Annotated in this window: 10 protein-coding genes and 1 pseudogene; 4 read left to right on the forward strand and 7 right to left on the reverse strand. The window is 40.3% G+C overall.

What is annotated here, in order from left to right:
- Positions 1-69: 69 nt before the first annotated feature.
- The gene (locus PGLA_RS26085; protein WP_068538118.1) at positions 70-1,638 is read left to right on the forward strand and encodes a response regulator; all 1,569 of its coding nucleotides are present in this window, start codon (positions 70-72) and stop codon (positions 1,636-1,638) included.
- Positions 1,616-3,316 carry a sensor histidine kinase gene (locus PGLA_RS26090; protein WP_068538119.1) on the forward strand — a complete coding sequence of 567 codons (1,701 nt, stop codon included), beginning with the start codon at positions 1,616-1,618 and terminating at the stop codon, positions 3,314-3,316. Before PGLA_RS26085 ends, PGLA_RS26090 begins: the two co-directional genes overlap by 23 nt.
- Positions 3,317-3,422: 106 nt before the next feature.
- Here the strand turns inward: PGLA_RS26090 and PGLA_RS26095 are convergent, their stop codons facing one another.
- From PGLA_RS26095 to PGLA_RS26105, 3 genes are all read right to left on the reverse strand, one after another.
- Positions 3,423-4,007 (reverse strand): serine/threonine protein kinase, encoded by a 585-nt coding sequence (locus tag PGLA_RS26095; RefSeq protein WP_245700372.1) that lies wholly within the window; start codon positions 4,005-4,007, stop codon positions 3,423-3,425.
- A gap of 227 nt (positions 4,008-4,234) precedes the next feature.
- Positions 4,235-5,536 (reverse strand): DUF1963 domain-containing protein, encoded by a 1,302-nt coding sequence (locus PGLA_RS26100; protein WP_068538121.1) that lies wholly within the window; start codon positions 5,534-5,536, stop codon positions 4,235-4,237.
- Between the two features lie 362 nt (positions 5,537-5,898).
- Positions 5,899-6,300: a hypothetical protein gene (locus PGLA_RS26105; protein ID WP_068538122.1), complete on the reverse strand. Its 402-nt coding sequence runs from the start codon at positions 6,298-6,300 to the stop codon at positions 5,899-5,901.
- Positions 6,301-6,906: 606 nt separating this feature from the next.
- On the opposite strand from PGLA_RS26105, the pseudogene PGLA_RS29635 reads away from it, so the two are divergent.
- Positions 6,907-8,058, forward strand: a pseudogene (locus PGLA_RS29635) (family 8 glycosyl hydrolase); the annotation flags it as partial.
- An 81-nt stretch (positions 8,059-8,139) separates the two neighbouring features.
- Positions 8,140-8,763 carry a discoidin domain-containing protein gene (locus tag PGLA_RS29640; protein ID WP_425415426.1) on the forward strand — a complete coding sequence of 208 codons (624 nt, stop codon included), beginning with the start codon at positions 8,140-8,142 and terminating at the stop codon, positions 8,761-8,763.
- Positions 8,764-8,951: 188 nt separating this feature from the next.
- Here PGLA_RS29640 and PGLA_RS26115 read toward each other — a convergent pair whose 3' ends face one another.
- The 4 genes from PGLA_RS26115 to PGLA_RS26130 form a co-directional block, all read right to left on the reverse strand.
- Positions 8,952-10,274, reverse strand: coding sequence for a glycoside hydrolase family 125 protein (locus PGLA_RS26115; RefSeq protein WP_068538124.1), 1,323 nt, complete (start codon positions 10,272-10,274; stop codon positions 8,952-8,954).
- Between the two features lie 13 nt (positions 10,275-10,287).
- The gene (locus PGLA_RS26120) at positions 10,288-11,121 is read right to left on the reverse strand and encodes a carbohydrate ABC transporter permease (protein ID WP_068538125.1); all 834 of its coding nucleotides are present in this window, start codon (positions 11,119-11,121) and stop codon (positions 10,288-10,290) included.
- A complete protein-coding gene (locus PGLA_RS26125; protein ID WP_245700374.1) occupies positions 11,114-12,004 on the reverse strand; it encodes a carbohydrate ABC transporter permease in 891 nt (296 codons plus the stop codon). Before PGLA_RS26125 ends, PGLA_RS26120 begins: the two co-directional genes overlap by 8 nt.
- Positions 12,005-12,081: 77 nt before the next feature.
- Complete coding sequence (locus PGLA_RS26130; protein WP_068538127.1) at positions 12,082-13,407, reverse strand: extracellular solute-binding protein; 1,326 nt, start codon at positions 13,405-13,407, stop codon at positions 12,082-12,084.
- Between the last annotated feature and the right edge of the window lie 35 nt (positions 13,408-13,442).

Genomic DNA, 13,442 nt, shown 5'->3' on the forward strand with positions numbered 1-13,442 from the left:
AAGTGAAATTGCTCGTTCTGTAAGTGATATAATAGAATATGACTATTACAGGGTGGAAGGTGGACACACATGTTTACAATATTGGTGGTGGACGATCACGCAGAAGAACGAGAAGGTATCTCTTTTCTCATTCAAGAACTCAGTTTCCCCCTCCAGTTGGAAACGGCAGAAAACGGCCAAAAAGCACTCAATTACTTGGAACAGCATTCTGTTGATATCCTATTTACCGATGTGCGAATGCCATTGATGGATGGATTGCAACTAACCGAACACGTACTAAGACTTCACCCTAAAACAAAAGTGATCTTGTTTAGTGGCTTCGCCGAATTCGAATACGCTAAGACAGCCATGAGACTGGGTGTCTCAGACTATCTTCTCAAACCGGTCAATGTAGAAGCGTTTAAAGAAACGATGGAAAGAGTTATTGTTGAGTTAACTGATCAGCAGCATAAAGATGAAGCTTCTCAAATGAAACTAGCTTATGTAAAAAAACATATTCTTTTCACGCTGGTTAATGGCATCGGAGAAGAACCTTCGATGAAAGGTCTTTCGCTCGGATTGCCGACTCATTATCATAACGCGATGTTGCTCGAATTTGAGAAAGATTTCTTTGAAAATGTTGGACCGGAGTTTGAAGAATTTCTCCTTTCCCTATTGGAAATCCCAGTCGATTATTTAAATTTGAATGGATGTCAGAGTCTGCTGCTATTCCCTGAGCCTAATAAACTCTCACGTGTTTCTTATCATGAATTAGCGCTTCGTATAAACAACAGTATTCTGATTAAATATAAAGTACATTGCTACCTCGCTATTAACGAGGAACTTAGTGCTATACAAGACATAGCTGGCGTACTGCCCCAATTGGAGAAATTGATGGAATATCGATTCTTCCTATCGGATACTTACGTATTTGATGCAAGGAACGAATTGATCTTCTCTGATCAGGTGTTCCCCAACCTAGCAGACAACCATATTTTAGATCAGATACGAAATAGTTTGAATGAACGAAATAGTGTTAGTCTAAGAGCAAATATAGAACTGCTATATCAAAAATATGTAAGGCAGGTACAGTTTTCACACTTATATGTGAAGCATACATTTTCCACTCTTTATCAAGATGTTATGAAGTATACTACGACAACGTCTGAAATGGATTTAAACATAGGAATTGAGAAAATATACAAGTCTGAAGACTTGAGAGATATCAAGGATATTATTATGGAAGGTATCACTCGGTTGGAACAGGATTCCAACCATTTGGAACCCACCCAGAACCGCGACATCTCGGTTACTAAACAATACATTGAAGAATATTATGCCGAAGATCTGAGTCTGGAGATTCTTGCCGCCAAAGTGTATTTGTCTCCCCATTATCTGAGTTCCATTTTCAAAAAACATACCGGTTGCGGATTAAACAAATATATTAAAAACGTGCGGATGCAAAAAGCGAAGGACATGCTGACAAATACGCATCTAAAAATATCAGATATATGCATTGCTGTCGGATATCGTAATATTTCTTACTTCTGCCAAAATTTCAGGGATTTCTACGGACACACCCCCGAGAAATTCCGACAGTATAACCAGAGATCCCTTGAAAATTTGGAGGACTATCATGCGAATCTGGCGGACTCTTAAGAACAACATTCATAATATGAAATTTCAAACCAAAATCAAGTTAGCTTTTTTACTGATCAGCATGATTCCCGTCGTCGTATTGGGCGGATTTAGTTTTTCACAAACCAGATCACTCTTAGTTGCGCAGTCAAAATCTGATTTAAAAGCTGCTCTACAACAAAGTGCTCTGACATTGAACAACCAATTGGAAGTTCACAATAAATTAATGAACTTTCTGAGCTTAAATCAGGAAATTGTGAATGCCGCTAATCACACCTATACCAGTACGTTTGAAATGTACGATCAATTGGTCAATGTCATCGATCAAAATTTCTATACCGCTCGTTCATTGAACGCAGGAGTAGAACAAATTACATTGTACACGGGGAGCAACTTACATCAACACGGAAAAACCGTTTTACCCATCGATGAGATTAAAGACATGGATTGGTATCCTCACGTAATGAAATCGACCGATGGCCTGTGGTTTGCCGATAACCATAATATATACAGCGTTCGGCGTATGATCGACTTAAAACAAACCAATCCGAAAGATAATGTGTTGTTCGCACGCATAAACTACGACAGTTTATTTCAATCATTTGAATCCATGCATTCTCAAGGTGCGGAAATACTTATAACGGATTCATTCGGACAAGCTATTTATTCCACGGAAGAATTACAAGGATCCCTCCTTCCCCATATCACAGATACACCTGTTGATGAAATGAATTGGAGTGGAAAAAAGAGCACCGTGCTACAATCGGATATTCCCATTTCAGGATGGACGGTATATTTACATAAACCTACGAGCTTAATCACGAACTCAGCTTGGGCGATCGTCTCAACGGTCTTGTTGATTATTGTAGCCTGTATTGCGGCTGTAGTTGTGGCGGGCAGCCTTTTTTCTCGTAAATTCATTTCACGGATTGAGCGTTTGCGTAATAATATGAAGACGGTCGAACAAGGGGTACTTGAGGTCACCGTCTCAAGTGAGTCGAAGGATGAAATTGGTGACTTAATCAGAGGCTTTGGGAACATGGTCGAGGAAACGAAAACGCTGATTAATAAAGTATATGTCGAGGAAATTGCCCGCAAAGAATATGAAATGAAAGCTTTACAGGCTCAGATCAACCCCCATTTCCTATACAATTCCCTTTCGCTGATCAATTGGAGGGCACTGCGGATTCGCGCGACGGACATTAGTGAAATGGCGCAACTTTTATCTACATTTTATCGTACGACTCTCAATAAAGGTGACAATATGATATTGGTTTCGGACGAAATTCTTAATGTTCAATCTTATATGAAAATCCAACTTATTATGCACAGCAACAACTTCGAGGTGGAATATCAAATTGATGAAGCGATCCTCATCTACTATATGCCCAACTTGATGCTCCAACCACTGATTGAAAATGCCATCATTCACGGTATCGAGAACAGAGAAGAAGGTGGGAAAATAACTCTTTCAGGAAAATTGGAGAATCAGTGTATTATTTTTCAGGTAGAAGACAATGGAATCGGAATTCAGCAAGAACGACTTCAACTTCTGCTTCAATCTCAGTCAAAGGGCTATGGCCTCAAAAATGTGAATGATCGAGCAAAATTGATGTACGGAGAAGAATATGGGTTAACGTTAAGTAGTGTTGTAGAAGAAGGAACTCAAGTAACGCTTAGGTTTCCTATGGAGAACTAAACGATAGACCAGCCAATTACCATTGTATTCTACTAATAGAATACAACATAAATAAAGACGACTATTCACTCTGAATGAATAGTCGTCTTTATTTATAGGAAATTCTTCAACTGCGTCGCCATAGCTGATATCCCTTACGTACCGCCTCCAACACAGCGTCGGGAACCGGAAATAACCATAGGGAAGTCAACGGCTGATAAAGAGTATAGTAAGCTTTTTTGAAATCATCCCACATGGTGCACTCTTCATGCTTTAAGAAATCGGACACATCCACGACCAAACCCCGACCATCATTGATCATGATATTTTTGCCGTGAACATCGTGAGGGCGGAGCTCTCGGGAACAAGCGTATTCTAAAGCACCGTCAATATCACGGATAGCTTGCTCAGATACTGGAATGCCCCGCTTAATACAATCATAAACAGTGATTCCCTTAAGTCGTTGTAATATAAGGAAATTCGAACCGACATAATAACACATTGAATACGATGGATGATTGCCCAGACGTTTGTATACCTCAGCTTCTTCCTTTAATCCTGGTCTACCCGGAGCATAAATCTTCACTGCATATTCTGCATAATCGGGATGAGAGAATACTGCCGCATAATTCCCTGATCCTAGCAGTAGCCAAGGCTTAGGAACCCACCGAACCTTTACTGGTTCATTTGGATGAATGCTCTCTGAAGCCAAGCCTCCTAACAACTCCCCCGTAACTAGTTCTATTAGTTTCTCTACCTCTTCTTCTCTAAGTGTCTGAATTCCATATCTACTCCATTCATATACATTTTAAATACTATCTATCATAACGACTATCCTTAATCATATTACCCATATTGCCGAATATATCAGTTTGTAAATCTATTTTATCATTAAAATGTAAAGAGAAGCTTGATAGATCGCAGGTTCGCAGACTCTATTTATGATTGCTGGAATGATGTAGCTGTAATCCTGCAATCCGAACATATAAACATATAATAGATACCCTCTCCATACTCCACTACTTCCCCCCAATCTAACTGACTGAAAAAAATCATGCGCTTGGAGCAACAAGGACATACCGGATACTCCGCGTCCTGTATCCAAGTCGGATGTCCTCCAACCTGTGAAACCGTTGGCTCTAACGTCCAGTGAGCTGCGTAGTAACTGTTTCGAGACTTGCTGGCTAGCCTAAAGGACTTACTTGCAGATACATGTTGGTTATCATAATCTTCAATATTACATACAGGCAAATAGTCTGGTCTCTGATTATATGTACTCCATCTGGACTCACCGTTTGAATCAACATCCATATACATAACGCCATAACAGCTACATTTAACACATGTCTCCAACTTAAGCCGTTCTCCAGACATGGACAAAAAAAGAAACGTAGGGTGGCTTACCTTGAAATCCAAGAGTGTAGTCATCTTTCCTCCACACCACTGACAAGTATGTGAGCTTTCAGTCAGTAAGGTTAGCGGCTCGCTTGCTTCAATACTTGAATCCTCCACTTCTTTTAACTTCTCAATGGCGTAGCTGAATTCATGAAACAAATTTTCTCGCTCCCCGTCTTCGTTGAGCTTCCAACCTGCTTCATGTGTGTATGTATCAGGTGTGACATAGGTTTCTTCTACCCATGGTGGGGGTGATTCACGCCATTCACGAAACCGCTGTACTATCTGTTCATCTCCAATCCAAGCTAATGCTAACAATAGATGATTGCGGTTATCCGTATCATGTTCCACCCGATTCAGCAGTTGATCCCGAGCCTCCACTGAGGCATCCTTAAACAAAATCCCGGGATAATATATATCGCGATTGATAAACACAGGAATCGAGGTAGCTAGCGATTTGTTCTTATAACAAACCAGCGATAATAAAATATCCTGGCTTGTATCTTCATCTCCCGAATCTAGCAGGTTCATGGCATAAGTCAACATTCGATCTGTATCTTCTTCAGTCAATGATATGTATAACTGCTCCTTGTTCAGTTCATATGGAATGAATTTAATTAACGGATCGTATGGGGGACGGTTGTGCATGATCTTAAGAATTTCAACCGGATCATTAATCCCCTCGTACAAATCCACATCTCTACGATGATCCTTGATATATTGTTGCCTCTTTTGGCGCTCCGTCTCCTGACGGCATGGCATGCAATAACCACCTGTTTTTTCAGCAGTGGTTGGTAAAATAGTTGCTGAACAGCCTTCGCTTTTACATGGAGTACGTATCATCATATCTCCTCCTTGCTTTTAAATAATCTTCAAAACGGCATTAATACTGCGCCATCTTGAGACAACATCTCATAGACTCGTATGATCTCGTCTTCCGTTACACATAAATACTTGTCCATTTAGCGAAAAACTTGCTTGTAATACGCTTCCTTCAACACCGCTTCATTAGCTCCATAATGTTGAATGTTACACGGATTTGAGGATATAATCATTTTTTTGCAGTTGATTATTTATAACAGTTTCATTCACTAGAGGCAAGCTTAATCGATTGGATAAAATCGAAACAACAGAGCGCCAGTGCCGATTATTGGGCACTGGCGCTCTGTTGTTTCGGAAGCCGATCCCTCGGCTTTTCCTAAGATAGACTATTGCCACGACGAAACGATATTCGCATTGATCGTCCAAGTTTTGAAAGGCGTTCCTATAATTTCGACTTTGTACGTTCCTGATGGATGAGTAATTGCTGGATAAGAGGTTACTAGACGAACATACTGGGATGTGGTTTCATTCTGGATGATGGAGAATTGATTATAAGAGATCCCCAGCCAATTTCCAGTTGACGGATTATAGTAAGAAAGTAATGCAATGACGGATTCAGTAGCGGATGTCGTAGCTCCATCGACGCGAAAGTCGCCACTGAGGTAAATATGTCCACCGCTATGATAACCAGTAATTATCTGCTTGTAAGGAGGATCGGCGAATGCGGAAGTAGCCAAGCTAAACATGAATACCAGCATCAACAGTCCTACAGTAAACTTTTTTCTCATCAGTTATCTCCTTCGTTTTTGGAAGTCGGGATGCTGCGGTAATATACTTGAACCGTAGTTCCCAAATAACTATATGCCGAGACCTTCTTATATAGAATCTGAACATCGTCCTCATTCACTTCTACCCAATCCCTCATTCAAAGGATATCGTACTATTTCATAATCACAAATTTCTTATATCGTTATAGATCAGCTCACAAGATCATGGATTTCTAATTTTACATTGCGAAAATGAAATTATTGTGGACACAACCAAAATTTGTATGTTAAATTCATTATCAAGAGGGAAGAACATCTTCCCTCGAAAAATTGTGGGTTATAAGTAACTTAGTCGATCCAGTGGCGGGGCATGCTCCTAAGGTATCCTCTAAATTACTTTTTAATTAACCCAAAAGTTAAAGCGCTTTAATTTAAGAATGTGTGTTATATGGAAAGGAGGCTGTGATAGCGTCGAGGATTGTTAGAATACAATACAAGGAGGAGTTTTAATTGTACACTTTAAAATCGAACAAAAGTTTGATGAAATTGATTGGTCTTGTTCTTCTCTGTCTAACAATGCTTATGACACTACTGGGTGCACCTGCTCCATTTCAAACAAAAGCTCATGCTGCAGGAGAACTTAAACCGTTCCCACAGCAAGTCAGCTACCCAGGTATTATTAAGCCTAACCATGTAACTCAGGCAGCAATGAATAGCGCAGTTTCAAGTTATTATGACTATTGGAAAGGAAAATACTTAAAAAATAACTTATCTTCCTTACCTGGCGGATATTATGTAAAAGGCGAAATTACTGGTAATCCTGGCGGTTACACTCCGCTCGGATCTTCAGAAGGACAAGGTTATGGAATGGTCATCACAGCTCTGATGGCAGGGCACGATTCGAATGCAAGAACGATCTTTGATGGCCTATTCAAAACGGCAAGAGCTTTCAAAAGTAAGAATAATGCAAATCTAATGGGCTGGATTGTCGCGGATAGCAGCAGTGCCCAAGGGCATTATGGCTCAGCTACCGACGGTGATTTAGATATCGCTTATTCCTTGATTCTTGCAGATCGTCAATGGGGATCGTCTGGTACGATTAACTATTTGGCAGAAGCCAAAAAAATGATTACCAATGGAATCAAAGTAAGCATTGTGACAACGAATAATAGGCTAAATCTTGGAGATTCGTTTGGGAAAAACACATTTGACACTCGTCCATCCGATTGGATGCTCTCCCATTTAAGAGCTTTCAACCAAGTTACAGGAGATCAAGTATGGTTAGATGTCATCAATAATTTGTATACCGTTTACGGCCAATTCTCAACATCTTACTCATCTACTACAGGTCTAATCTCTGACTTTGTAGTTAACAATCCCCCTATACCGGCTGATCCCGACTTTTTGGAGGGTCCGTATGATAAGGAATATAACTACAATGCAAGCCGGGTTCCATTAAGAATTGTAATGGACTACGCTTTTTACGGAGACACTAGAGGCCGGGATATTGCAAACAAAATGGCGGTATGGATTAAAGGTAAGACAAATGGCGTTCCAGGCAACATTAAAGACGGATATCAATTGAATGGTACAGCAAGAGGATCATATGCTACAGCCGTGTTCGTATCACCGTTTATTTCAGCAGCGACAACGAACAGCGCTCATCAAGCATGGGTGAATTCTGGTTGGGACTGGATGAAGAACAAAAAAGAGGGATATTTCAGCGATTCCTACAACTTGCTTAACATGCTCTTCATTTCAGGAAACTGGTGGATACCAACGGCTGGCGGCGGAACACCAGATACACAAGCCCCTACAGCTCCTTCTAACCTGACTACAGCCGTTGTATCAAACAACCAAATCAATTTAAACTGGACAGCTTCGACAGATAATGTTGGCGTAGCTGGATACCAAGTTTTCCGCGGTGGCACTCAAGTAGGTACACCGACTGGTACCACTTTTAATGACACAGGCTTGACTGCATCAACGGCATATAGTTATACAGTTAAAGCCGTTGATGCTGCTGGTAACCTTTCGGCAAACAGCAATTCAGCGACTGCTACAACAAGTGCAAATCCAACAACGGGCACTAACCTCGCTCTTGGCAAGACGGCTGTAGCTAGTTCGGTAGAAGCAAGTGGATTCGAAGCTTCCAAAGCAACTGACGGCAATTCGTCGACAAGATGGGCAAGTAATGAAGGAAGCAATAACGAATGGATCTATGTGGATCTTAGTGTAACCCAAAGCGTATACCAGGTAAAATTAAACTGGGAAGATGCTTATGCTAAAGGTTACAAAATACAGGTTTCCGACGACAAGACCACATGGACAGATGCTTATACGGCAACAACCGGTAATGGCGCAATTGATGATATTACATTCTCAACTCCTAAGAGCGGAAGATATGTAAGAGTACTTGGCGTAACAAGAGGCACAGCATACGGATATTCACTCTTTGATTTTGAGGTATATGGCGCTCAATAAGTAAAATCTAACAAAGCCTGACGGAGAAATTCCGTCAGGCTTTGTTAGATTCGCTCACAGGTACCAAATAAAATATGTCGAAAACGAGATGAAAACATGTAGTAAAAAAGATATATCGCTATGAGTTAAGTACACCGAAAAAAACAGCTAACCTATCTCGATAGGCTAGCTGCTTTACATTTGCTGATTTATTCGAATAACCCACGTTCCATCGCCTTATTGATCAGCATAGCGAACATACTGTTAGACCATGCAAACCATGGCCTTGTAAATTGCGAAGGATCGTCAGCATGAAAGCCTTCATGCACATAACCGGTATCCGCATCCGTTGCTTCGATCATATTAATCATTTCCATCATTTCTTCATCGCTAGATGCCGTTAACCCTTGCATGGAAAGTGCTATATGCCACACATAATCCGGCGGAGTATGCGGACTGCCTATACCTTTGGCTACTTTGCCTTCATAATAATAAGGGTTGTCCTTACTTAGAATGAATCTCCGTGTATTCTGATAAATTGGATCGTCATTTGAAATATATCCGATATATGGGATCGACATAAGAGATGGCGTTCCCGCATCATCCATTAAGCAATAATTCCCGAATCCATCTGTTTCAAATGCATATATCGCCCCATATTTAGGGTGGTTATAAATTCCATAGAGTCGAATTCCATGCTCGATTTCTTCCTCAAGCTTTGCCATTTCCTTAACAAATAGTTCATCGCGGAACACATATCTGGCAATTTCCTGCATTTGACGAAGAACGGCAACAGCGAACATATTCGAAGGAACATTGTAATGAAAGTCGCATGCATCATCACTTGCGCGGAATCCAGACCAGATCATCCCTGTATAATTAACAGACATGCCCTTCCCTTCATTACGTAGAGTGTCAATGGCTGGGCAATTCCGACGCATGAAAGTATATGGAGAATCCTCCCCATGCCGTTGCTCTACCTTCCACAAATCAACCGTCTTACGCATAGCCGTAAGGAAATGCTCATCGAATATGTCCGTTTTCCCTGTTTCTTTCCAGTATAAATACGAAAGCTGCATCGGGAAACAAATGGAGTCAAGTTCAAACTTACGTTCCCATACCCACGGGGTCATGTCCGTTTCATCATTAGCATCCCAATGCCAATCATTCGGGCCTTCATTAAAGGCATTGGCATACGGATCTTTTAGAATATAGAACATTTGACGTCGAATCAATCCACCAATTATCCGCTGTAATTCCACGTCATCTTTAGCAAATGGTACATAATGGCGTACCTGTTCGACTGAATCGCGCAACCACATAGCTGGAATATCCCCTGTAATCACAAAGGTCGTACCGTCATCCATCAATTTTGTCGTTGTTTCTAACGTATTTGGAAAACAATTTTTAAATAACGTGAGCAACTTAGGACGATGCGCTAGTGTCTGCTCTGCGATGTGTAGTACCTGCTCCACACTTTGTGGAATGGCCACTGACCCCAAATCAATTTTTGGTAATCTAAAACGTTCCATAGTTAAGCCCTCCTTATCCTTTTACAGCCCCAGCTGTCATCCCTTGCATAACCTTTTTGGCGAAAGCCAAATATACGACTACAACTGGCAAGACCACAATAACCATTGCCGCTAGCATCTGTGTATAGTTAGCCGTATATTGCCCGTTGAAATTAGTTAAACCGATCGGCAAGGTGCGCAGTTCCGCACTCTTAATAAGAACGAGCGCAAACGGAAATTCGTTCCAAGCTCCGAGGAAAAATAAGATGATCGAAGTCGAAATGACCGGCATACAAAGTGGTAATACGATGCGAAATACGGTATTTGTCGAACTACTTCCATCGATACATGCGGCTTCTTCCACATCAATAGGTACCGTCTTAATAAAGTTCTCAAACAAAAAGATGGCCATCGATAAATTAAAGGCTACATAAGGAAAAATGAGCGTAATCCGCTTATCTAAAAGTCCCAACGCTTTGAATTCAACGAAAATAGGAATAAGTAAGCCGTGTACCGGAATAAGCATACCTGTCAAAAACATAAAGTAGATTACATTTCGGAAAGGAAACTTAAATCGAGCTAAAATATAGGCCGTAAAAAATCCGAATAATATCGTGAAAATAACAGTAAACAAGCTTACAAAGGCACTATTCCAAAAGTATGTGCCCATTTTTCCGATTTCGAAAGCATCGATATAGTTTTGAAATTGAGGCTTAGAAGGTAACGACATAATATTGAGGTCAAATTCTTGTGATGTTTTCAATGAAGAGTAGAGCATCCAAATCAAAGGAAATATACACGACAATGAGACCGCGAACAAAAAGACGTTAATCGCGATTTGACTGATTCTATTTGCTGTCTTAGTCACGTTTTTTTCCTCCAATCAAGCGGCTGATAACAATCAACCCAACACTTAAGATCATAATACCTACAGAAATCGTACTTCCGTATCCAAGCTTAAACGATTTAAATGATGTGTCGTACGCATATTGTGCCATAACGGTCGAGCTACTGCCCGGTCCGCCACCTGTCATGACGAAAATACTATCAAACGCCTTCATATTCCCAGCGATACAGAGCATAATTGCAATCTTAATCGTGTCTGACAACAACGGAAATGTAATATAAAGCATTTTCTTAAATCCGGTTGCACCATCAAGTTCAGCCATCTCATAGACCTCGCTGTTAATACTTTGCATCGCAGCCAAGAAGATAATCAGATAAAACCCGATATATTGCCAAACAATCGGAACTGTAACGGAGAACATAACAATATTCGGATCATCTAACCACGGTCTGATCCAAGACTCTAAGCCAACTGAGCTCAGTAGCCAATTTAACATCCCGGCATCTTGGTTAAATATCATTCCCCACAAAAATCCGATAACGACGGAAGATAGAACGACTGGAATGAAGATGACCGTACGATGAAATCCTTTCCACTTCACGACTTTTGACATCAAAAAGATGCTTATAACGAAAGCAATTCCAATTTGACCAAACACACTAAAAAATACTATAAGTAAGTTTTTCAGAAAAGCATTCCAAAAATAACTATCTTTTATCAACGTCATATAATTATCAAGCCCGATAAACTCCATTTTTGGTCCGCCTGACCAATTGAAGAAGCTGTATCGTACAGCTAGAATAACTGGAACAAGTACCATGAAAGCAAACAATATGACACTTGGTAACAAGTATATTAAAAACGTAATCCGTTTGGGGCGCATGGCCGGTGAACTTTCCATCATGCTTCCTCCTTCTATTTTGAAAATAATATTCTCCTGGGCAATTTGCTCAGGAGAATATCGATAAACGTTTCCGTTTATTACTTCATTTCATTATCGTACTCTTTCTGAAGAACCTCTGCTGCTTGCTCAGGTGTGTATTTATCAATCATCATCTCTTGTAATATCGTATTCATTGCCTCAGTCAAAGCTGGAGACAAGCGGGTATCATATATTGGTGAATATTTTGTAGTCTCAAGCAATTTAAGAAGATCTTTGCTTATTGGTGTTAATTCGATGCCTTCAATGTTTTCTACTTTACTAGAAGGAATATCCCCATACTTCAACATCAATTTTGCAGCTTCAGAATCCGTTACGCTTTGAATCAATTTTTGAATATTATCCAATTTAGCCGGATCTATATTTGTATTGACTGCATAAGCCCAACCACCGCCGCCTGAAACGCTGTTCTGATCACCTTTGGCTCCTTCAATCGCAGGGAATACTGCAACAGCTGTATTCTCAATAATTTCTTTCGGTGCACTCGTTTCAATAGCAGTTACTGCCCAGTTACCTTCAATGAACATCGCTGCTTTACCGTTATAATAGAGCGTTCTTTGTTGATTATTATCGATACTGTTCATATCTTTATTGAACGCCCCGATCGTAACAAGGTTCTTCAACGCGCCTAACGCTTGTACAAATTCAGGATCCGTAAACTTCGCGCCTTTATTGTCAATTAGACTGGTAAACCATTCGGTACCTGTAAAACGATCACCTAATGTACTCATATAAGAGGAGTTCGCAACCCATTTACCTTTATTACCAAGTGCAATTGGCGTAATCTTTTGCTCAACTAATTTATTAATTAAGGTTTCGAACTCGGTCCATGTTTTAGGGAATTCTGAGAATCCTGCATTGGCAATCAGTTCCTTATTGTAATAAATAACATGTGTTGGTCCGCCTGTCATTTGAATACCATAGGTCTTCCCGTCAATCGTATAAGGATCAAGTACACCCTCATTAAAACCTTCTTTCCATGCTGTGTTCTTATCTAGCTGATCATTTAGCGGAAGAAGTAAACCGTTTTCAACAAAAGTCGAGACCATCGATGGTTTCACAAGAAAGACATCTGGTAATTCGTTTGCCGCAGCTAATGTTTTAATTTTTGTTTCATAATTATCATGAGACTGAATTTCTTCGTCAAAAGTGACATCTGGGTTTGCTGCTTTAAATTGTTCAATCAATTCCGCTTGATGACTTGGTTGTGATGAATTTTTATCATACATATGCATGAATTTAATCTTCGATGTTGCCTTTGCTTCATCTGTTCCTTCTGTTGCGTCATTTGAGCCGCATGCCGTAGCTACAAGCACCAAACTCGAAATAAGCATCATCGCAGTCATTCTTTTGAAACCTTTCTTCATAACAACTCAACTCCCCTTTATGTTTGTCTTACTTC

Origin of the sequence: Paenibacillus glacialis (assembly GCF_001637205.1) — a bacterium.
In the GTDB taxonomy this organism is placed as follows: domain Bacteria; phylum Bacillota; class Bacilli; order Paenibacillales; family Paenibacillaceae; genus Paenibacillus_AQ; species Paenibacillus_AQ glacialis.

Coding starts and splice junctions, on each gene's coding strand:
- PGLA_RS26105 (WP_068538122.1), bottom strand. CDS start 6,300: ATGAGAAAAAAGTTTACTGTAGGACTGTTGATGCTGGTATTCATGTTT.
- PGLA_RS26115 (WP_068538124.1), bottom strand. CDS start 10,274: ATGGAACGTTTTAGATTACCAAAAATTGATTTGGGGTCAGTGGCCATT.
- PGLA_RS26085 (WP_068538118.1), top strand. CDS start 70: ATGTTTACAATATTGGTGGTGGACGATCACGCAGAAGAACGAGAAGGT.
- PGLA_RS26125 (WP_245700374.1), bottom strand. CDS start 12,004: ATGATGGAAAGTTCACCGGCCATGCGCCCCAAACGGATTACGTTTTTA.
- PGLA_RS26090 (WP_068538119.1), top strand. CDS start 1,616: ATGCGAATCTGGCGGACTCTTAAGAACAACATTCATAATATGAAATTT.
- PGLA_RS26130 (WP_068538127.1), bottom strand. CDS start 13,407: ATGAAGAAAGGTTTCAAAAGAATGACTGCGATGATGCTTATTTCGAGT.
- PGLA_RS26100 (WP_068538121.1), bottom strand. CDS start 5,536: ATGATGATACGTACTCCATGTAAAAGCGAAGGCTGTTCAGCAACTATT.